Below are 19,918 nucleotides of genomic sequence, written 5' to 3'. Positions count from 1 at the left end.
CCCACCGGCTTCGCCTTTGGTTTCTCCGAGCCGGCGAGGGCGGCCGCCGAGTCCGGTCGCAATGCGGCGGCTAATACCCGCGGCGGGTTCAGGGGGTCCGGCACATCGCACCGGCCCCTCGCCGCGAGCCCGGCACCGGCCGCGCCCCGGCCGTCCGGCACCCGCGGCGACGCCCGGCCCGGCGGCGGACGGCGCCCGGCGGGAGCGGCCGGCCGCCCGCGCCCGCCGGCTGCCGCCGCCCTCCCGGCCGTCCGTCCGGGGGTCGCCGGGCCCGCCGGGGTTGCCCCGGCCTTTTTGTTGCGCAAATAGCCAAAATCCCAATCACGGCGGGTAATCATGATCGTCGATCCGCAAGTAGGTTTCGATTTCATAGCGCTTCTCACCAGCACCGCTTTCAGGGCTTCCCCCCCTTCTCCACCCGTGCTACAAAACTGGTCTACACCACGTGTGGTGTAGACCAGTTCGCGGTTCGGCCCCTCTGTGCACCTACCCCCCGACCGACCCGCCCTGCCGTTAGGAACCCACCCCCATGAGTCAGTCTGCGCAGGCACCGGCGCCCGCCGCGGCTCCGGCCACGCCAAGCCCCACCAAGAAGTTCGGCCAGAACCTGCTGCAGGGTCTGCAGAAGATCGGCCGCAGCCTCCAGCTGCCCATCGCCGTTCTCCCCGCCGCCGGTCTGCTGCTGCGGCTCGGCCAGGACGACGTGTTCGGCAAGGACGGCCTCGGCTGGGACAAGGTCGCCGCGGTGTTCAACACCGCCGGTGGCGCCGTCTTCGACAACCTGCCGCTGCTGTTCGCGGTGGGCATCGCGATCGGCTTCGCCAAGAAGGCCGACGGCTCCACCGCGCTCGCGGCCCTCGTCGGCTTCCTGGTGTACAAGAACGTGCTGACCGCGTTCCCGGTCACCGAGGCCCAGGTCCTGCCCGGCAAGGACGCGGCCGCCACGTACCAGAACCCGGGCGTGCTCGGCGGCATCGTGATCGGTCTGCTCTCGGCCGTGCTGTGGCAGAAGTACCACCGCACCCGGCTGGTCGACTGGCTCGGCTTCTTCAACGGCCGCCGCCTGGTCCCGATCATCATGGCCTTCGTCGGCACCGCCGTCGGTGTGGTCTTCGCCCTGACCTGGGGCCCGATCGGCGACGCCATCAAGAGCCTGAACGACTCCCTGATCGGTGCCGGCGCGTTCGGCGCCGGTGCGTTCGGCCTGGTCAACCGCGGTCTGCTGCCGGTCGGCATGCACCAGTTCGTGAACTCCTACGCCTGGTTCCAGACCGGTGACTTCACCAAGCCCGACGGCACCGTGGTGCACGGCGACCTGACCCGCTTCTTCGCCGGTGACCCGACCGCCGGACAGTTCATGTCGGGCTTCTTCCCGATCATGATGTTCGCCCTGCCGGCCGCCGCGTTCGCCATCGCCCACACCGCCAAGCCGCACCGCCGCAAGGCCGTCACCGGCATGATGCTCTCGCTGGCGCTGACCTCCTTCGTGACCGGTGTCACCGAGCCGATCGAGTTCTCCTTCGTCTTCATCGCCCCGGTCCTGTACGTGATCCACGCGCTGCTGACCGCCGTCTCGATGGCCGTCACCTGGGCGCTCGGCGTGCACGACGGCTTCACCTTCTCCGGTGGTCTGATCGACTACCTGCTGGCGTGGAACAAGGCCACCGACCCGTGGATGATCATCCCGCTGGGTCTCGTGTTCGGAGCGCTGTACTACTTCCTGTTCCGCTTCGCGATCGTCAAGTTCAACCTCAAGACCCCCGGTCGCGAGGACGACGAGGAGATCGAGGACGTCACCAAGGCCTGACGCCGAGGAACGACCCGCACCACTCCACGGCCCCGCCCCGCCGCTCGCTCCCCCGAGCGGCGGGGCGGGGCCGTCGCGCGTCCCGGCCCGGCCCGCGGCCACCGCCCGGCCGGTGGGACGACGGTTGACGAACCGGCGACCGCGCTGGTCAACTGAGGCGGTGAACGCGCCGCGCATCCTGGTCAGCCGCTGCCACATCGACTTCGGTCGTGTGTGGTCGGCCGCGTGTTGCGCCTGACCCGTCCGTTCCCCCCGCCGCCGCCCGGCTGACCTCCCGCCGCGCCCCGGCCCCCGCTTCCCCGCCTCTCGTGTCGGCCCGTACCCGGGCCACCGCCACGTACCCAGCTGCGTCCCGTGCGCGAAACGAAGATGAAGCAGCGCACGCACGAGGAAAGTCAAGGCCACGCCATGCCGCGCCAGTTGCACCTGTCCGCCGCCGTCGACAGCCCCGGCCGCTTCGACGCCGGGCACTTCACCGCCCTCGCCCGCCACGCCGAGCGCGCCGCGCTCGACTTCGTCACCCTCGACGACTCCTACGCACCCGAGCCGCACCGGCTCGACGCCCTCGCCACCTTCGCCCGGCTCGCGCCGCTGACCCGGGGGCTCGGCCTGGTCCCGACCGTCACCACCACGCACACCGAGCCGTTCCACACCTCGATATCGGTCAACACCCTGGACTGGGTGAGCGAGGGCCGGGCCGGCTGGCTGATCGGGATCTCCGACACCGAGGCGCAGGCCCGGGCCTTCGGGCGCAAGGGCGTCGCCCCGGCCGACGAGCTCTGGGCGGAGGCGGCCGACGCCGCCGAGGTCGCCGCGCGGCTCTGGGACAGCTGGGAGGACGACGCGGAGATCCGCGACGTGGCCACCGGCCGGTTCATCGACCGGGGCAAGCTGCACTACATCGACTTCGCGGGCCCGCACTTCTCGGTCCGCGGCCCCTCCATCACCCCTCGCCCGCCCCAGGGCCGACCGGTGATCGCCGTCCCGGTCTCCGCCGCCGACCTCGCCCCGGGCGCCCCCGCCGGCAGCCGGGCCCGGGTGGAGACGGCCGCCCGGTACGCGGACGTCGTCCTGCTGGACGCCCCCGGCCCGGCGGCCCGGCTGACCGCCGCCACCGAACTGCGGCTGCGGGCGGGCGAGGGCCTGCGGATCCTCGCCCGGCTCACCGCGGACCTCTCCGACGGCGCCTCGATCAGCGCGCTGATCCGGGAGGTCACCGAGGGCGGCGGCGGCGTCGACGGCTTCCACCTCGTCCCCACCGACCCGGCCCGGGACCTCGCCGCGGTGGCCGACCACGTCGTCCCGGCCCTGCGCGAGCGCGGCCTGTTCCGCACCGGCTACACCGGCACCACCCTGCGCGACCACCTCGGCCTGGCCCGCCCGGCCAACCGGTACGCCCCCGCCACTCCCGCTCCCGCCGCTCCCACGGCGACCGCCGCCGCCCACGCCGAGGTGACCCGATGACGGACCGACCGCTGAAGCAGATCCACCTCGCCGCGCACTTCCCCGGCGTCAACAACACCACGGTCTGGACCGACCCGGCGTCCCGCAGCCAGATCGAGTTCTCCTCCTTCCGCCACCTCGCGGAGACCGCCGAGCGCGGCCGGTTCGACTTCTTCTTCCTCGCCGAGGGCCTGCGGCTGCGCGAGGTCAACGGCCTGATCCACGACCTGGACGTGGTCGGCCGGCCCGAGTCGATCACCGTGCTCGGCGCGCTGGCCGCCGTCACCACCCACCTCGGACTGGCCGCCACCGTCAACGCGACCTTCAACGAGCCGTACGAGCTGGCCCGCCGGTTCGCGTCGCTCGACCACCTCTCCGGCGGCCGGGCGGCCTGGAACGTGGTCACCTCCTCGGACGCCTTCACCGGCGAGAACTTCCGCCGCGGCGGCTTCCTCGACCGCGCCGACCGGTACACCCGGGCCGCCGAGTTCGTCCAGCTGGCACGGGAGTTCTGGGACGGCGGGCAGGTCCGGCACAGCGGCCCGCAGTTCGACGTCGAGGGCCGGCTGTCGCTGCCGCGCCCGCCGCAGGGCCACCCGGTGGTGATCCAGGCCGGGGACTCCGACGAGGGCCGGGAGTTCGCCGCCGCCACCGCCGACATCATCTTCAGCCGGCACTCGACCCTCACCGCCGGCCAGGCCTTCCACGCCGACGTCAAGCGCCGGCTGGCCGCGTACGGGCGCAAGCCGGACGAGCTGAAGATCATGCCCGGGGTCACCTACGTCCTGGGCGACACCGACGAGGAGGCGACCGAGCGGGCCGCCGAGATCCGCCGCGCCCAGGTCGGACCGCAGACCGCCATCGCCTACCTGGAGCAGGTCTGGGGCATCGACCTGTCCGACCACGACCCGGACGGCCCGCTGCCCACCGCCGACCCGGTGGTCGACAGCACCGTCGTCCAGGGCCGGACCAGGATCGGGGACCCGCTGGAGATCGCCGCCCGGTGGCGCGCGGTCGCCGCCGAGAAGCGGCTCAGCAGCCGCGAGCTGGTGATCGAGGTGACCGGCCGGCAGTCCTTCATCGGCACCCCGGCGGCGGTCGCCGAGCAGCTCGACGCCTATGTGCAGAACGACGCGGCGGACGGCTTCATCCTCGTCCCGCACCTCACCCCGGGCGGCCTGGACGACTTCGTGGACCAGGTGGTGCCGCTGCTCCAGGAACGCGGGGTGTTCCGCACCGAGTACGCCGGGACGACCCTGCGCGACCACCTCGGCCTGCCCGTTCCCGGGCGGCGCTGAGCGCCTCGGACGGGCGGGCGCCCCGCCCGGAACGGCCTCAGATCCGGCCGAGGCGGGCCGCGTGGACGCCGGCCTGGAAGCGGCTCTCCGCGCCCAGGTCGGCGGTCAGCTCGGCGACCAGCCGGCGCACCGTCCGCTCAGAGACCTCCAGCTTCCGGGCGATCGCGGCGTCCGTCAGCCCGGCCGCGAGCAGCCGCAGCACCACGTCATGACGGTCCGTCCTCCCCGCCGCCCCCGGATGCAGTTCCGGCGGGGTCGAGGCCGCCGACCAGAAGTACTCGAACAGCTCCGCGACCAGGGCGACCAGGGCCGGCTCGCGGACCACCACGGCGGCCTCCGCACGGCCGCGGACCCGGGGAGCAGCCGCGTCCGGCCCGTCCTCGGACACCCCGTCCGACAGGTCGCCCGGCGCGGGCAGGATCGCCAGCCGGGCGTCGACCACGATCAGCCGGAGCGGCAGCGAGTGCGCGACCCTGATCCGCGCCCCGGCCCCGGTCAGCTCCCGGACGTGCGCGAGCACGGCGGGCCGGCGCAACGCGGCGGCCGGGTAGACGGAGCGCAGGGCGGCGCCGCGGTCGAGGGCGAGGCGTTCGCGGGCCAACTTGCCCGCCAGGGCGGGGCCGGAGAGGTCCTGGCCGGGCCGGAGGGAGAGGGCCCGGGTGCGGGCGCCGCGGGCCGCGTCCTCCAGCAGGGCGGCGATCCGGTCGGCGCCGCGGACGAGTTCGAGGGCGACGCCGCCGGGCCGGCGGTGCTGGACCGGCAGGTAGCCGGTGTGCAGGCGGTCGACGGAGTCGCGGGCCCGGCCCAGGGCCTCGACGAGGGCGGTGACCTGGGTGTCCGCGTCGAGCAGCAGTTGGCGGACGGCGGTGTCGACGGAGACGGCGGCGTGTCCGGCCGTGCCGGTGCCGTCCGCCCCGGCGGCCGCGGTGGGCTGGAGCAGGCCGAGGGCGCGGAGTTCGGCGGTGGCGGCGGCCAGGCGGGGCTCGTCCCAGCCGAGGCCGAGGTCGGCGGCCGGGCGGCCGGGTTCGGCGAGCAGCCGGGCGTAGAGCCGGGTGGCGTCGCGGTCGGGGCCGCCGGCGGGGTGGTCGGCCCGCGCCGCACTCTCCATGCGCTCCATCGGCGCAGCGTAGTGAGGCCGGGCGCGGGCGGGCCGGGGTTTCCGAGGAGCGAGACGGCGGGCCGGGGTCTCCGAGGGGCGGGGCGGCGAGCCGGTTCCGCTCCCGGTCATGTCCGGTTGCGGCAGCGCCGGGAGGGCCCGGCCGCGGTCCGTCGGCGGCCAGGATGGGGCCATGGCTCTTCCCGAGGCTTCGACGATCTGGATGGACGGCGCGCTGGTGCCCTGGCAGCAGGCGCGGACGCATGTGCTGACGCACGGCCTGCACTACGGCACGGGGGTGCTGGAGGGCACCCGGGTGTTCGAGACGGCGGACGGTCCGGCGGTGTTCCGGCTGCCCGAGCACCTGCGCCGGCTGGACCGCAGTGCGCGGATGCTGCGGATGGAACTCCCCTACAGTGTGGAGGATTTGACCAGGGCGACGCTGGAGCTGGTCCGGGCGAACGGCCACCGGTCTTGCTATCTGCGGCACTTCGCGTTCCTGGGGTACGGCTCGATGGGCCTGGACATGCGCTTCTCGCCGACCACCACGGCGATCGCGAGTTGGCAGTGGCAGTCCCAACTGCCGGATGGCGGTGCTGGGATCAGGGTGAAGACGAGCAGTTGGCGGCGGAACGACCCGAACGTGGTGCCGCCGGCGGCGAAGGCGACCGGGCCGTACCTGAACTCGGTGCTGGCCCGCCGGGAGGCGAGCGACGCGGGGTACGACGAGGCGCTGCTGCTGGGGTCGGACGGTTCGGTGAGCGAGTGCACCGGCGAGAACGTGTTCCTGGTGCGTGACGGGGTGCTGCGGACGCCGCCGTCGAGCGCGGGCGCGTTGGAGGGGATCACCCAGGACACGGTGCTGGAGCTGGCCGCCGGTCTGGGTGTGCCGGTGCGGGTGGAGGGCCTGCTGCGCTCGGACCTGTACGCGGCGGACGAGGTGTTCCTGTGCGGGACGGCGGCCGGGGTGGTGCCGGTGCGGTCACTGGACGACCGCGAGCTGCCGTCCTCCCCCGGCCCGGTCACGGAGCGGCTGCGCGAGGCGTACGAGGCGGCGGTCTCCGGCGAGGACCCGCGCTACCGGCGCTGGCTGACGCCGGTGGGGTGAGCGTTCAGAGGTCGTAGACGGCGCCGGCTCTCGCGATGTCGACCGGTCCGGCGAAGGCGGCGGCGGCGTCCCGGCGGTTGTGTTCGGCGTCGGTCCACGGCGGGATGTGGGTGAGGACGAGCCGGCGGGCGCGGGCGGCGGTGGCGTGTTCGCCGGCCTCGCGGCCGTTGAGGTGGACGGCCCGGTAGGTGTCGCGGCCGTCGATATAGGCGGCTTCGCAGAGGAAGAGGTCGCTGTCGCGGGCGAGTTCGACGAGGGCGGCGCTCTCGCCGGTGTCGCCGGAGTAGACGAGGGTGCGGCCGGCGTGTTCGAGCCGGAAGGCGAACGCGTCGACGGGGTGGTTGACCTGGGCGACCTCGATCCGGAACGGGCCGAGGTCGAAGGCGCCGGGGGTGAGGGTCCGGAAGTCGAAGACCCCCTTCATGCCGGGGTTCTCGGGCATGTCGTAGGCGCGGGCCATCCGCTCGGCGGTGCCGGCCGGGCCGTAGACGGGCAGCGGGTCGGGGCAGCCCTCGGCCCGGTAGTTGCGGGCGACCCAGTAGGCGCAGAGGTCGACGCAGTGGTCGGCGTGCAGGTGGCTGAGCAGGACGGCGTCGACCTCGTAGAGGCTGACGTACTTCTGCAGGGCGCCGAGCGCGCCGTTGCCGAGGTCGAGCACGACGCGGTAGCCGTCGGCCTCCACGAGGTAGCTGGAGCACGGCGAGTCGGCGGACGGGAAGCTCCCCGAGCACCCCACCACGGTCAGTTTCATCCGAGCCCCTCCGCCCCGACACGTTTCGGCTGCTGCTGGTCAATGGCAGTACCGGCCGGTGAACCGGCGGGTAGCACTGCGTTCGCGTGTCGAGAGTAAGGGCGGAGGGGCACTTTGCCCCCGTCTCCGTGCCGGGCTGTGGCTGGAATCACCAGAACGCCGGGGGCGGCTCGGTGCGGTGGTTCAGCGGTGGCCGGGGCGCCGGCGGGCCCAGGCCTTGATCGTGTCGGGGTGCCAGCGGGGGTGTCCGTTGCCGTCGACGGCATCGGGGTCGGGGAGCAGGCCGTGCCGGCGGTAGTTGCGGACGGTCTCCGGCTGGACGTTGATGTGGCGGGCGATCTCGGCGTACGACCACAGGTCGGTGCTGCGGCTCACGGGTCACCTCGGGGTGCAGGGCGGACGTGCGTGATCAGCTTTCCGGGCCCCGGGAGCGGCATCCTGCGCACAACGGACTCCGTGGTCATTCCGTGACGAACCGGGAGCAGGGAACGGATAAATGCCCGACTGTCACAGCCGTCGTGGTGGTGGGGCCGGCCGGGTGCCGGGTACGGTCTGGCGCATGACTGGCTTCTGGGTGCTGCTGGCCGTGGCGGGTGCCGCGCTGCTGGCCATTGTCGTGTCGGTGCTGGTCCGGCGGGCCCGCGGCGGGCCCGCGCCCACCCGGCCGGCGCCGCGGCCGCGCCCGGCGAAGGGGCGCCCGGGCCCGGCGCCGCAGGAGATCTGGTGGGCGGAGGTGCCGTTCGAGGACGGCCCGGGGGCGAAGGACCGCCCCTGCCTGGTGCTGCGGGTCGGCGGCCGGACCGCGACCGTCGCGAAGATCACCAGCAAGCACCACGCGGAGCGGCCGGGCGTGCTGGCGCTGCCGCCCGGCTCGGTGGGCGACCGCCAGGGGCGGACCAGCTGGCTGGAGACCGACGAGCTGCGCGAGGTGCCGCTCTCGGCCTTCCGCCGCCGGGCCGGTGTGGTCGACGGGCGGATCTGGGCCCGGGCCCGGCAGGCGGTCTCGGGCTAGGGGCGTCCGGCCGGGCCGGGCCGCAGGGACGGGCCCGGAGCCTCCGTCAGGCCCAGAGCTGGCCCTGCAGGGCCTCGACCGCGGCCTCGGTCGACTCGGCGGTGTAGATGCCGGTGGAGAGGTACTTCCAGCCGCCGTCCGCGACGACGAAGACGATGTCGGCGCGCTCCGCGGCGGTGGCGGCCTTGCGGCCGACGCCGATCGCGGCGTGCAGGATGGCGCCGGTGGAGACGCCCGCGAAGATGCCCTCCTGCTGGAGGAGTTCACGGGTGCGGCGGACGGCGTCGGCGGAGCCGACCGAGAAGCGGGTGGTGAGCACCTCGGCGTCGTACAGCTCGGGGACGAAGCCCTCGTCGAGGTTGCGCAGGCCGTAGACCAGGTCGTCGTAGCGGGGCTCGGCGGCGACGATCCGCACCCCGGGCACCTTCTCGCGCAGGAACCGGCCGACGCCCATCAGGGTGCCGGTGGTGCCCAGGCCGGCCACGAAGTGGGTGACGGAGGGCAGGTCGGCGAGGATCTCGGGGCCGGTGGTGGCGTAGTGGGCGCCGGCGTTGTCGGGGTTGCCGTACTGGTAGAGCATCACCCAGTCGGGGTGCTCGGCGGCGATCTCCTTGGCGATCCGCACCGCGGTGTTGGAGCCGCCGGCGGCCGGTGAGGGGATGATCTCCGCGCCCCACATGCGCAGCAGCTCGCGGCGCTCCTCGCTGGTGTTCTCCGGCATCACGCAGACCATCCGGTAGCCCTTGAGCTTGGCGGCCATGGCGAGCGAGATGCCGGTGTTGCCGCTGGTGGGCTCCAGGATGGTGCACCCGGGGGTGAGCAGCCCGGCGGCCTCGGCGCGCTCGATCATGTGCAGCGCGGGGCGGTCCTTGATGGAGCCGGTGGGGTTGCGGTCCTCCAGCTTGGCCCAGAGCGTCACCAGGCCGTCGGTGTTGCCGGGGACGGCGGCGGAGAGTCGGGGCAGGCGGACCAGCGGGGTGTTGCCGACGGCTTCGAGCGGGCTGTCGTAACGCAAGGGGTGCCTCCGGCAACGGCGGTGAGGATCGGGTGCGGCGGTCCTCCCGCCCGCGCGGCCGGCGGGCGGGAGGACCGGAGGTCAGCGGGCGCCGCCGGCCACGGCGGGCAGGATGGTGACGCTGTCGCCGTCGGCGAGGGCGGTGGAGATGCCCTCCAGGAAGCGGACGTCCTCGTCGTTGAGGTAGACGTTGACGAAGCGGCGCAGCTCGCCGCCGTCCAGCAGGCGGGCGGCGATGCCCGGGTGGCGGGCGTCGAGGTCCTGGAAGAGTTCCCCGAGGTTGCTGCCGGTGCCCTCGACGGCCTTGGCGCCGTCGGTGTAGGTGCGGAGGATGGTCGGGATGCGGACCTCGATGGCCATGGGTGCGCTCCTGTGCGAGTCGTGAGGTGGGTGGGCCGCAGCGGGCGCGGCAGGTCGGGTCCGGCCCGGTGCGCAGGGCGTGCGGCGGGCCTGGGCGGGCGGCTCAGCGCGAGCGCGCCGGCGTGCCGGGACAGATCGCGCTGGCGAGCCGGCACAGGTCGACGTGCAGGCGCGCCACGAGGCGGGTGCCCGGGGCCTGAGTGCTCACATCGACGGAACGCATGGGCTCATCGTATAGATTCCCGGGCTCGCTCCGACATGCCCGTCTCGGGATCCGGATGTTTCCGTTTCTGTGGCTGAGACGGCAGGGCCCGCCGCCGTCGCTCGGACGGTCGGCGGGCCGCGCCCAGGGGGGTGCCGGTCAGGGCCGGTAGGCCTCGACGACCTGGACGTCTTCCTCCGTGATCGCGCCGTCCACGATGCGGAACGACCGGAACTGGTACGGGTCGTCCGGGCCGTTGCCGTCGGCGGTGGAGACCAGGACGTAGTGGGCGAACGGCTCGGAGGCGTAGCTCACGTCGGTGCGCGAGGGGTAGGCCTCGGTGGCGGTGTGCGAGTGGTAGACGATCACGGGCTCCTCGTCCCGGTCGTCCATCTCGCGGTAGAGCTTCAGCAGGTCGCCCGAGTCGAACTCGTAGAAGGTGGGCGACCGGGCGGCGTTGAGCATCGGGACGAACCGCTCGGGCCGTCCGCTGCCGGCCGGTCCGGCGACCACGCCACAGGCCTCGTCCGGGTGGTCGGCGCGGGCGTGGGCGACGATGGCGTCGCGCAGTTCTCGGGTGATGGTCAGCATGCGGTCAGGATAGCCACGCCCCGGCGGGTGTCCGCCGGAGCGTCCGGGGCGTGGTCGGCGCCGGTCCGGGAGGCGGACGGCGGGCGGCTCAGTGGCCGCCGCCGTTGCCGTTGCGGGCGTGCAGGTGGTCGTGGGCGACGGCGTGGACGGCCTGCGGGCGGCGGCGCTTGAGCACCTGGTAGCCGACCACGAGCAGGACGGCCCAGCCGGGGAAGACGTACAGCGAGATGCGGTTGTCCTTGTCGAGGGCGATCAGGACGATCACCAGGGCGAGGAAGCCGAGGGCGGCCCAGCTGCTCCAGAGGCCGCCGGGCGCCTTGAAACCGGGGGGCGGCAGGTGGCCGCCCTTCCAGGCCTTCCGGTAGCGGATCTGGGAGACCAGGATGACCGCCCAGGTCCAGAGGCCGCAGACGGTGGCCACCGAGGTGATGTACTCGAACGCCTTGGCCGGGACGAGGTAGTTGAGCACCACGCCGGCGCCCATCAGCAGCGAGGAGAGGGTGATCGCGACGGCGGGGCTGCGGTGGGAGTTGAGCTTGGTGAGCCGGCCGGGGGCCTGGCCGCGCAGGGCGAGGTCGCGCAGCATCCGGCCGGTGGAGTACATGCCGGAGTTGCAGGAGGAGAGCGCCGCGGTGAGCACCACGAAGTTGATGATGCCGGCCGCGGCGGGGATGCCGATCTTGCCGAAGGCGGCGACGAACGGGCTGACGCCGGGCTGGAATTCGGTCCACGGCACCAGCGACAGGATGATCACCAGGGCGCCGATGTAGAAGAGCGCGATCCGCCAGGGCAGCGTGTTGATGGCGCGCGGCAGGGTCTTCTGCGGGTTCTCGCTCTCGCCGGCGGTGACGCCGACCAGCTCGACGCCGAGGTAGGCGAACATGACGATCTGCAGGGTCATCACGGTGGCGCCGATCCCCTTGGGGAAGAAGCCGCCGTTGTCCCAGAGGTGGGTGATCGACGCGGTGTCACCGGCGTCGCTGAAGCCGAGGGTCAGCACGCCGATGCCGATCAGGATCATGCCGATGATGGCGGTGACCTTGACCATCGAGAACCAGAACTCGATCTCGCCGAACAGCTTCACCGAGATCAGGTTGGCCCCGTAGAGGATGACCAGGAAGGTGAGCGCGCTGAGCCACTGCGGGATGCCGGGCACCCAGAACTTCACGTAGACGGCGGCGGCGGTGGTCTCGGCCATGCCGGTGACCACCCAGAACAGCCAGTACGTCCAGCCGGTCACGAAGCCGGCGAAGGGGCCGAGGAACTCCCGGGCGTACTCGGCGAAGCTGCCGGCGACCGGGCGGTAGGTGAGCAGCTCGCCGAGGGCCCGCATGATCACGAAGATCACCACGCCGGCCACGGCGTAGGAGAGGATCAGGCTCGGTCCGGACTTGGAGATCGCGGTGCCGGCGCCGAGGAAGAGTCCGGTGCCGATGGCGCCGCCGATGGCGATCATCTGGATCTGGCGACTGCCCAGACCCCGCTCGTAGCCCTCCTCGTCCGGTTTGGAGTCGACGACCTCGTCGTAGATCTGTTCGGCCATGGTGCACCGTCCTGGGTGGGTCTCGTGGGGTGGAGCAGTCGTACCACGCAGGTTCCGGATAGCGGTGTTCATCTGAGCGATATTTGAGCATATCGTCATATGATTCCGCCCGTTTTGAGCGGAAAAGCCATGACCCCCCGTCCAGCATGCGGACGGGGGGTCACGGCGGCCCGGCGGCGGGGCGGGATCAGTCCGCGATCGCCTCCAACAGCGACTCCTGCAGCGCCCCCAGCCACAGGTAGGCCATCACCAGCGGCTTGCGCTCGTCGCCGTCCGGCAGGTCGTACAGGCCCTGCTCGTCCTCCTCCTCGACCTCCAGCCGCACCCCCAGGGTGAGCCGCAGGTCGTTGAGCGCGCCCAGCCAGCGCAGGCAGTCGGCGGCGGCCAGCTTGAGCACGCCGCCCTCGCCGCCGAGACCGTCCAGCGCGCGGACCACCTGCAGCGCGTCCTCGCGCTTGCGGGCCCGCAGGTCCAGCTCGGTGTAGCGGCGGAACTCCCGGGCGGCTTCCCTGGCCTCGGCGTCGTCCGGCTTCTCGGGGTCGCCGTAGGCGTCGGGGAAGAGCCGGGCCAGCGCCGGGTCGGCGGGGGCCTCGGTCGGCCCGTCGGCGAACAGCGCGGCGAGCGGGTCGTCCGAGTCCCCGCCCGGGCCCGGTCCGATCAGCTCCAGCATCTGCACCTCCAGCGAGCGCAGGATGGAGGCCTCCAGCTCGTCCAGCGCGATCGCCGCGCTCCCGCCGCCGGCACTCTCGAACAACCCAGCCATCTGTATCGGTCAGCCCGTCTTCGTCGTCTTCGGTGGGGTGCGGGGACGCGGTCCGCGGGTCAGTCGTGCTGCAGCGTGGCCCACAGCCCGTAGCCGTGCATCGCCTGCACGTCGCGCTCCATCTCCTCGCGGGATCCGCTGGAGACCACCGCCCGGCCCTTGCTGTGCACCTCCATCATCAGCTTCCGGGCCTTGTCCTTCGGGTAGCCGAAGTAGGCCTGGAACACGTACTGGACGTAGCTCATCAGGTTGACCGGGTCGTTGTGCACGATGGTCACCCAGGGCGTGTCCGGCTCCGCCACCGGCAGGCCTTCGACCTCCGGGCGCTCGATCTCCACGGGCGCGACACTCACCGCTGGGTCCTCCTCGCCGTTCTTCCCGCACATACCCCTTCAGCCCCCATGCTGCCATCCGGGGAACCTCCGGGCGATTCCGGCCCGGGGTCCGCGAACACCACCGACGAGAAATCGTCAATCTGACGCTAAGTGGTAGTAGCATCATCCCCATGGACGCCACTTCAGTGCGCGCGGCCGGTTCGACCGCGCTCCTCACCGACCGCTACGAGCTCACCATGTTGCAGGCCGCCCTGCGCAGCGGAGCCGCGCACCGCCGCTCCGTCTTCGAGGTGTTCACCCGCCGCCTGCCGGCCGGCCGCCGCTACGGCGTGATGGCCGGCACCGGGCGGGTGCTCGACGCCGTCGAGAACTTCCGCTTCACCAGCGCGCAGCTCGACTGGCTGGCCGGCCAGGGCGTGGTCGAGGAGGACACCCTGCGCTTCCTGGCCGACTACCGGTTCACCGGCGACATCCACGGCTACCCGGAGGGCGAGGTCTACTTCCCCGGATCGCCGCTGCTCACCGTCGAGGGCAGCTTCGCCGAGGCGGTGATCCTGGAGACGGTGATCCTCTCGATCCTCAACCACGACTCGGCGATCGCGGCCGCCGCCGCCCGGATGACCGCCGCCGCCGGCGGCCGCCCGTGCATCGAGATGGGCGCCCGGCGCGCCCACGAGCAGGCCGCCGTGGCCGCCGCCCGCGCCGCGTACGTGGCCGGCTTCGCGGCCACCTCCGACCTGGAGGCCGGCTTCACCTACGACATCCCGACCACCGGCACCGCCGCGCACGCCTTCACCCTGGTGCACGACGACGAGCGGGGCGCGTTCCGGGCGCAGATCGCCTCGATGGGCCGGGGCACGACCCTGCTGGTCGACACCTTCGACCTGCGCGAGGCCGTGCGCACCGCCGTCGAGGTGGCCGGCCCCGAGCTCGGCGCGGTGCGGATCGACTCCGGCGACCTCACCCTGCTGGCCCACCGGGTCCGCCGTCAGCTGGACGAGCTCGGCGCCGAGAAGACCCGGATCATCGTCACCTCCGACCTGGACGAGTACGCGATCGCCGCGCTGGCCGCCGCCCCGGTCGACGGCTACGGCGTCGGCACCAGCCTGGTCACCGGCAGCGGCCACCCGACCTGCGCGATGGTCTACAAGCTGGTCGCCCGCGCCCAGGTGCCGGACGGACCGCTGCTGCCGGTCGCCAAGCGCTCGGCGGGCGCCAAGAGCAGTGTCGGCGGCCGCAAGTGGGCGGCCCGCCGGCCCGACCAGGACGGCGTCGCCGAGGCCGAGGTGGTCGGCACCGGGCCGATCCCGGCCGAGCTGGAGCCGCACCTCCTTCAGGTACCGCTGGTGCGGGCCGGCGAGGTGGTCGGCCGGGAGCCGCTCGGCGCGGCGCGCGAGCGGCTCGGCCGGGCCCTGGCCGGGCTGCCGCTGTCGGCGACCCAGTTGTCCAAGGGCGACCCGGTGCTGCCGACCGAACTGATCGTCTGACCGCCGGTCGGCGCGGGCCGCACGGCCGGCGGCGGAGGGCCCGGGCGCTCCCCGGGCCTTCCGCCACCGGGTGCCACTGCCTACAGTCGACCGTAGAGTTCAACCGGAAGCGCGGAGAACCAGCGCACCGCCCCCACCACACCACCGAGGATGCAAGCCATGCACCGGGCACTGATCGTCGTCGACGTGCAGAACGACTTCTGCGAGGGCGGCAGCCTGGCCGTCGCCGGCGGGGCCGAGGTGGCCGCCGCGATCACCGACCTGATCGCCGAGTCCCCCGCCGGCTACCAGCACGTCCTCGCGACCCGCGACAACCACATCGATCCGGGCGACCACTTCTCCGACCACCCGGACTACGTCAACAGCTGGCCGGTGCACTGCGTGGCGGGCACCGAGGGCGTCGGCTTCCACCCCAACTTCGCGCCCTCCGTCACCTCCGGCGCGATCGAGGCGGTCTTCGACAAGGGCGCCTACGCGGCGGCGTACAGCGGATTCGAGGGCGTCGACGAGAACAACCGCGGCCCGATCGAGTGGCTGCGCGAGCGTCAGGTCAGCGAGGTCGACGTGGTCGGGCTCGCCACCGACCACTGCGTCAAGGCCACCGCGCTGGACGCCGTCCGGGCGGGCTTCGCGACCCGGATCCTGCTCGACCTCACGGCCGGCGTGTCGCCGCGGACCACCGCCGCCGCGCTGGAGGAGCTGCGGGCGGCCGGCGTCGAACTGGTCGGGACGCCGACGGTTCGGGGCTGAGCCCCGGAGCGGCGCCGGCTCACCGCTCGGTGACCAGCAGCTCCACCACGTCGGTGCCGCCCTGCCGGAAGGCCTCGCGCAGCTCGGCGCCGACGGCCTCCGGCTCGTCGGCCAGCCGCGCACCGGAGAGGTAGACCACCCGGACCCCGAGGTACTCCATCCGGTGCTGGCCGGCGCGCACCCAGGCGGCCTCCCCCTCGCTGACGCAGCGCAGCTCGGAGTCGACCTCCACCGCCACCCCCGACCGCGGCCAGTAGAGGTCCGGGACGGCGATGTAGGTGCCGCCGCGCATCCGCAGCTCGGGACCGGTCAGCGGGGCGGGCAGCAGCCACTCGTCCAGCAGGGCGCCGACCCGCTCCAGCACCGCCTCCCGCTCGGCGGCCAGCAGTTCGTCCAGCGCGGCCCGCACCCGCAGGTCGGCGGCCAGCCCGGACTCGGTCAGCTCCGCGACCAACTCCCGGACGGTGCACCGGATGCCGGGGCGCGCCACGGCCTCCCGCAGCACCGCGCGGACCGGCAGCGCGACGCCCTCGCCGAACTCCGGCGCGGCGCCGTCCGCCGTCCACTCGCGCAGCGCGTCGGCGACCGCCCGGGCGACCGGCGCGCAGGCCAGACCGTGCACCGAGCTGGCGACCAACTCCCGCTCGGTGCGCCGGATCCGCACCCCGCCGGCGTCCTTCAGGCGGCGCTGGCGGGGCACCAGGACGTCCACCCCGGTGACGGCGGGCAGCCGGGGCACGGCGGCGAAGCCGTAGAGCGCCAGCGCGGCCGTCCCGGTGATCACGGCGCCCTCCCGGCGGCCCTCCTCGCGCCCGTTCTGCGCGGCGTAGAGCAGGGCCGCCCACATCCGCTGCTCCGGGGTCGGCTCGGCGGACTGCAGGAGGTAGACCCTGGGCAGCAGCCGCTGCCAGGGGCCGCCGCGGCGGCAGTGCTCGGTGACCACCCGGGCCGGCACGCCCCGGGCGCGCAGCTGGCTGGCGGTGATGACGTTCTGCTGACGCTTCGCCAGTTCCTCCAGGGAGGGCGGCGGCGAGGGGATCCGGTAGCTCATGCCGACACCATCCCCAACCGCCCGCACCGACCATCGGCCACCTGACGCACTGTTACCCAACCGTCGCGAAACCGGGACCAGCCCGCACTAAAGTCCTCATACCCTCACTCATTCGGCGTAATAGGCGTTCATATACTTGTCATCATTGATCGATGCCGATCGACCACCAGGGTGTCTGACCGTGCGTGACCAAGGGCATACGATGAAGCGCGTCCGGACGTCACCCCCACTCCCCGGATTGCCTACTCTTGGTGCATGTCACGTGACGAGACCGCCGGCCTCCGCGCGGCCCAGCTCCGCCTTGGCCGCCTGCCCGGATACGTCCGCCGGCCGGACCCGGCCCGCCGCAGCGGCGAACAGGGCCATACGTACAAAAAGGGCTGGGAGGTTCGCTTCACCGCCCGCAGCGAGGCGGAGATAGCCGAGATCCGCGACCTGGTGGTCGCCGCCGGATTCGCCCCGGCCAGGCCCTTCTTCAAGGGCCACCAGCTGATCCAGCCCGTCTACGGGATGGCCGCCGTCCAGGCCTACCTGGCCGCGAGACAGGCGGCCGAGGACCAGGCCGCCCGCACCGCGGTCGGCCGCGAACGACGGACCGACGACCCCACCGGGCCGGACCCGGCCGCCAGCGCGAGCACCGCCGGAGCCGCCGCGGCGGCGGCCGCGGCAGCGGCCGCAGCAGCAGCCGAACTGGCCCGGCGGCGGGCCGTCGAGGCGTTTCCCGCCCAGCTCGGACGGGCCGCCGCGGCGGACGGCCGGATCACCACTTCGGAGGCCGGGCGCACCGGCTGACGTTCGCTCGGACGAGCGACCCGCGTCACGCGCCCGCGCACCGGGCGCCGGAGCGCCACCGACACGGACAGGGCGGCCGGAGGGGGCCGGACCGCCCGCCCCGCCGCCTCGACCGCACCGACCCGGCGGCACCGCCCGACGGACCGCTCGAAGGGCCGCTCCGGACGCCGCAGCACCGACCGCACCGCTTCGACCCGCTCCCGGCCCCGGTCCACCCGTCCCCACCGTCTCCGCACAGCGCCACCCAGCACCGCACGGCCCCACCCCAGCACGCACGGCCCCACAGGGCTGCACCGGGGACTCCGTCAGGCCCCATCCGGCCCCACGCGACCCCTCCCCGGCCGGCCGGCTCCCACCCGGCACCGCCCCCCGGCGGCGCGAGCGCACCACCCCTTCGCCGACCCGCCCCGGGGACCGTCCGAACACCTGCCCAGGCCCGCCACGCGCGCGACCGGTTGCGCGCGTGCGGCTTCACGCCGATGGCGTGGACGTGAGCCGCCGAACCGCCTACGGTGGCTCATCAACCGCCCCGCGACTCCGTCGCCCCACCCCCCTGACCGGCCACGACGCACTCAGATCCGCGCCTGCCGCACCACTGCGCCCCACTCCACCACCGGCCCCGCGCCACCTTGCCGTCCGCTCGCCCGCATCCGGCCACCGCCGGAACCGGCCGAGCGGCGGTGCGTTCCGGGCATTCAATCCGATTGGTCACCCAGCGCACCGAGCGCCTACCGTAGAGTGAGCACAGATGATCGACCGTCAGAAGCCCATCTCACTTGCCGAGAAGGCGAGATGACCAACCGTCATGACAGCACCGCCGAGCCTCCCCCGGGGCTCGACGAACCGCCTGCCGTACCGCTGGAGTTCGCGGCCTTCTGCGAGCTGCACCGACCGCGGTACCTCAGCTACGCCCGGGTATGGCTGCCGGACCAGACCGAGGCGGCCGGCGCGGTCCAACAGGCCTTCGCTGAAATCGCCGTCCACTGGCGGGAATTGCTGGGCAGCTCCAACCCCACGGCGCACGCCTGGCAGATCCTGCGCGGTACGGTCGGCGACCACACCCGCCGGCCCGGACCCGACCACCCGGCCGCCGACGACGACCTGGCGATCCTGCACTACGTGGTCGGCCTCGCCGCACCCGAGATCGCCGATGTCATCGGCACCGACACCGCCAGCGTGGCCGGCCGACTCCGCCGCACCATGCTGCGCGAGGCCTCCGGCTGGTGACCCCGGCCGAGCCCTCGCGCCGGGCCGCCGCGCCGGGCCGCCGCGCCGCGTACCGGCGCCCGGACCCGCGACCGGTGGATCAGACCCGCTCGCCCGTCACGTCGTAGAGGTGGTGGACCGGGTCGTGGACCAGGTAGCGGGCGAACGACTCCACCGTGAAGCGCGCGCCGTCGCTGCGGTTGCCGGTGCGCCGCCACTGCTCGTCCGTGACCCGCTCGAAGGCGTCCGCCAGGATCCGCGCCGCCGCGGCCAGATCCGCCGCGACGGCGTCCGGCCGCTGCTCCCCGTAGCGTTCGGCGACGGCCGTCTCGTCCTGGTCCCAGTTCGGGAAGTCCGGGCCCTCCCGGTCGAGCATGAGGTTCAGCCGGACGTGGAACAGCCGGAAGACGTCGCGCACGTGGCAGGCGTACTCCAGGTCCGACCAGGTCTCCGGGCGGGGCCGCCGGCGCAGCGCCTCCCCGTCGCCGGCCAGGACCGCCACCCAGGCGTCCGCGTTGGCCCGGATCAGCCCGGGGACGGCCTCGCGGGCCACGGCCCCGGAGTCCAGGCCGCAGTCCGGGCAGGCCCGCTCCAGCACCCAGGTCCAGTCCTTGGTGTCCGGGACGACGGCGTCGGGGGTGTCGACGGTTCCGGGGGCGGCGGCCGGAGCCTGCGGGGCGGGGGCGTTCTCAGGGCTGGTCATGCGTCCAGGATGGCCGCGGGGAACGGCCCGCCACCAGCGGCCCGACCGCCAGCGACCGCCGACATCCTGCCAGCGCCGCACGGCCGCGCCGCACCGCTCAGCCGTCCCGCCCGGCTCAGCCGTTCCGCCCCGCTCAGCCGTTCCGCCCGGCCTCGTCCCGCTCGTACGCCTCCCGCGCCTCCAGCAGGCCGGCCAGGTTCCGGCGGCTCCAGTCGCAGAGCGCGTCCATCGGCTCCAGCAGCGTGCGGCCGAGCGGCGTCAGCGCGTACTCCACCCGGGGCGGGTTCTCGTCGTACTCGGTGCGGCTCACCGCGCCGTCCTGCTCCATCGCGCGCAAGGACTCGGCCAGCACCTTCGAGGTGATGCCGACCAGCGGCACCCGCAGCTCGGAGAAGCGGCGCGGGCCGCCCTCCAGACAGCGCATGATCCTCCAGGACCACTTCCTGCCGCCCAGCACCGGGATCGTCGGCACCGGGCAGTCCGGGTCGAAGAAGTCCGGGGGCAGCGGTTCGAGTACGGGCCGGGTCATGCCCCGAAGGTAGCCGACGCGGCGTCCGGCCGGCCCCGCGCCGGTACCGTTGAAGTAACCGGCACCCCCCGGTCTA

22 protein-coding genes are annotated in these 19,918 nt (G+C 73.6%); 9 read left to right on the top strand and 13 right to left on the bottom strand.

The window, feature by feature from the left end:
• Positions 1 to 529: 529 nt before the first annotated feature.
• From ABZ495_RS23055 to ABZ495_RS23045, 3 genes are all read left to right on the top strand, one after another.
• Positions 530 to 1,807 carry a PTS transporter subunit EIIC gene (locus ABZ495_RS23055; protein ID WP_329487827.1) on the top strand — a complete coding sequence of 426 codons (1,278 nt, stop codon included), beginning with the start codon at positions 530 to 532 and terminating at the stop codon, positions 1,805 to 1,807.
• Between the two features lie 408 nt (positions 1,808 to 2,215).
• Complete coding sequence (locus tag ABZ495_RS23050; protein WP_359837805.1) at positions 2,216 to 3,271, top strand: LLM class flavin-dependent oxidoreductase; 1,056 nt, start codon at positions 2,216 to 2,218, stop codon at positions 3,269 to 3,271.
• The gene (locus tag ABZ495_RS23045) at positions 3,268 to 4,548 is read left to right on the top strand and encodes an LLM class flavin-dependent oxidoreductase (RefSeq protein ID WP_359837782.1); all 1,281 of its coding nucleotides are present in this window, start codon (positions 3,268 to 3,270) and stop codon (positions 4,546 to 4,548) included. The genes ABZ495_RS23050 and ABZ495_RS23045 overlap by 4 nt, the downstream gene beginning before the upstream one ends.
• Before the next feature lie 37 nt (positions 4,549 to 4,585).
• Here the strand turns inward: ABZ495_RS23045 and ABZ495_RS23040 are convergent, their stop codons facing one another.
• Entirely contained in the window at positions 4,586 to 5,665 is a 1,080-nt protein-coding gene (locus tag ABZ495_RS23040; RefSeq protein ID WP_359837781.1) for a helix-turn-helix domain-containing protein, read from the bottom strand.
• Between the two features lie 172 nt (positions 5,666 to 5,837).
• On the opposite strand from ABZ495_RS23040, the gene ABZ495_RS23035 reads away from it, so the two are divergent.
• Entirely contained in the window at positions 5,838 to 6,752 is a 915-nt protein-coding gene (locus tag ABZ495_RS23035) for a branched-chain amino acid transaminase (RefSeq protein WP_359837779.1), read from the top strand.
• Between the two features lie 4 nt (positions 6,753 to 6,756).
• On the opposite strand, the gene ABZ495_RS23030 is transcribed toward ABZ495_RS23035, so the two are convergent.
• Together ABZ495_RS23030 and ABZ495_RS23025 are read right to left on the bottom strand one after the other, a co-directional pair.
• Positions 6,757 to 7,503, bottom strand: a complete 747-nt coding sequence (locus ABZ495_RS23030; protein WP_359804945.1) for an MBL fold metallo-hydrolase — start codon at positions 7,501 to 7,503, stop codon at positions 6,757 to 6,759.
• A 183-nt stretch (positions 7,504 to 7,686) separates the two neighbouring features.
• Positions 7,687 to 7,878 carry a MerR family transcriptional regulator gene (locus ABZ495_RS23025; protein ID WP_329487833.1) on the bottom strand — a complete coding sequence of 64 codons (192 nt, stop codon included), beginning with the start codon at positions 7,876 to 7,878 and terminating at the stop codon, positions 7,687 to 7,689.
• Positions 7,879 to 8,062: 184 nt separating this feature from the next.
• Between ABZ495_RS23025 and ABZ495_RS23020 the strand changes: the two genes are divergently transcribed.
• Positions 8,063 to 8,515 carry a type II toxin-antitoxin system PemK/MazF family toxin gene (locus ABZ495_RS23020; protein ID WP_359837777.1) on the top strand — a complete coding sequence of 151 codons (453 nt, stop codon included), beginning with the start codon at positions 8,063 to 8,065 and terminating at the stop codon, positions 8,513 to 8,515.
• Positions 8,516 to 8,561: 46 nt separating this feature from the next.
• Here ABZ495_RS23020 and ABZ495_RS23015 read toward each other — a convergent pair whose 3' ends face one another.
• The 7 genes from ABZ495_RS23015 to clpS all read right to left on the bottom strand — a co-directional run bounded on the left by ABZ495_RS23015 (position 8,562) and on the right by clpS (position 13,342).
• Positions 8,562 to 9,530 carry a cysteine synthase gene (locus ABZ495_RS23015; protein ID WP_329487836.1) on the bottom strand — a complete coding sequence of 323 codons (969 nt, stop codon included), beginning with the start codon at positions 9,528 to 9,530 and terminating at the stop codon, positions 8,562 to 8,564.
• An 81-nt stretch (positions 9,531 to 9,611) separates the two neighbouring features.
• Positions 9,612 to 9,890 (bottom strand): MoaD/ThiS family protein, encoded by a 279-nt coding sequence (locus tag ABZ495_RS23010; RefSeq protein ID WP_030394231.1) that lies wholly within the window; start codon positions 9,888 to 9,890, stop codon positions 9,612 to 9,614.
• 103 nt (positions 9,891 to 9,993) lie between these two features.
• The gene (locus tag ABZ495_RS23005; protein WP_327677307.1) at positions 9,994 to 10,113 is read right to left on the bottom strand and encodes a putative leader peptide; all 120 of its coding nucleotides are present in this window, start codon (positions 10,111 to 10,113) and stop codon (positions 9,994 to 9,996) included.
• Positions 10,114 to 10,251: 138 nt separating this feature from the next.
• The gene (locus ABZ495_RS23000; RefSeq protein ID WP_359837776.1) at positions 10,252 to 10,683 is read right to left on the bottom strand and encodes a M67 family metallopeptidase; all 432 of its coding nucleotides are present in this window, start codon (positions 10,681 to 10,683) and stop codon (positions 10,252 to 10,254) included.
• Between the two features lie 88 nt (positions 10,684 to 10,771).
• Positions 10,772 to 12,226, bottom strand: a complete 1,455-nt coding sequence (locus tag ABZ495_RS22995; RefSeq protein WP_359837774.1) for an amino acid permease — start codon at positions 12,224 to 12,226, stop codon at positions 10,772 to 10,774.
• Positions 12,227 to 12,413: 187 nt separating this feature from the next.
• A complete protein-coding gene (locus tag ABZ495_RS22990; protein WP_359804940.1) occupies positions 12,414 to 12,989 on the bottom strand; it encodes a DUF2017 domain-containing protein in 576 nt (191 codons plus the stop codon).
• 59 nt (positions 12,990 to 13,048) lie between these two features.
• Positions 13,049 to 13,342 (bottom strand): ATP-dependent Clp protease adapter ClpS, encoded by a 294-nt coding sequence (gene clpS / locus ABZ495_RS22985; protein WP_329487840.1) that lies wholly within the window; start codon positions 13,340 to 13,342, stop codon positions 13,049 to 13,051.
• 152 nt (positions 13,343 to 13,494) lie between these two features.
• Between clpS and ABZ495_RS22980 the strand changes: the two genes are divergently transcribed.
• A complete protein-coding gene (locus ABZ495_RS22980; RefSeq protein WP_359837772.1) occupies positions 13,495 to 14,811 on the top strand; it encodes a nicotinate phosphoribosyltransferase in 1,317 nt (438 codons plus the stop codon).
• 159 nt (positions 14,812 to 14,970) lie between these two features.
• Positions 14,971 to 15,561, top strand: a complete 591-nt coding sequence (locus tag ABZ495_RS22975) for an isochorismatase family protein (RefSeq protein WP_329487842.1) — start codon at positions 14,971 to 14,973, stop codon at positions 15,559 to 15,561.
• Between the two features lie 19 nt (positions 15,562 to 15,580).
• Here the strand turns inward: ABZ495_RS22975 and ABZ495_RS22970 are convergent, their stop codons facing one another.
• Positions 15,581 to 16,612, bottom strand: a complete 1,032-nt coding sequence (locus ABZ495_RS22970; protein ID WP_329487843.1) for a hypothetical protein — start codon at positions 16,610 to 16,612, stop codon at positions 15,581 to 15,583.
• 255 nt (positions 16,613 to 16,867) lie between these two features.
• Here ABZ495_RS22970 and ABZ495_RS22965 point away from each other — a divergent pair, with 255 nt between their 5' ends.
• Positions 16,868 to 17,404: a hypothetical protein gene (locus ABZ495_RS22965; RefSeq protein WP_359837770.1), complete on the top strand. Its 537-nt coding sequence runs from the start codon at positions 16,868 to 16,870 to the stop codon at positions 17,402 to 17,404.
• A gap of 792 nt (positions 17,405 to 18,196) precedes the next feature.
• Complete coding sequence (locus ABZ495_RS22960) at positions 18,197 to 18,631, top strand: sigma factor (RefSeq protein ID WP_352293205.1); 435 nt, start codon at positions 18,197 to 18,199, stop codon at positions 18,629 to 18,631.
• 79 nt (positions 18,632 to 18,710) lie between these two features.
• Here ABZ495_RS22960 and ABZ495_RS22955 read toward each other — a convergent pair whose 3' ends face one another.
• Both ABZ495_RS22955 and ABZ495_RS22950 read right to left on the bottom strand, forming a co-directional pair.
• Complete coding sequence (locus tag ABZ495_RS22955; protein WP_359804932.1) at positions 18,711 to 19,313, bottom strand: DinB family protein; 603 nt, start codon at positions 19,311 to 19,313, stop codon at positions 18,711 to 18,713.
• A gap of 133 nt (positions 19,314 to 19,446) precedes the next feature.
• Positions 19,447 to 19,842, bottom strand: a complete 396-nt coding sequence (locus tag ABZ495_RS22950; protein ID WP_352293209.1) for a helix-turn-helix domain-containing protein — start codon at positions 19,840 to 19,842, stop codon at positions 19,447 to 19,449.
• Positions 19,843 to 19,918: the final 76 nt, after the last annotated feature.

This window comes from Kitasatospora sp. NPDC005748, assembly GCF_040630735.1.
Lineage (GTDB): Bacteria > Actinomycetota > Actinomycetes > Streptomycetales > Streptomycetaceae > Kitasatospora.
The sequence above is the reverse complement of the archived record's forward strand: the minus strand, read 5'-3'. Positions and strand labels throughout refer to the sequence as shown.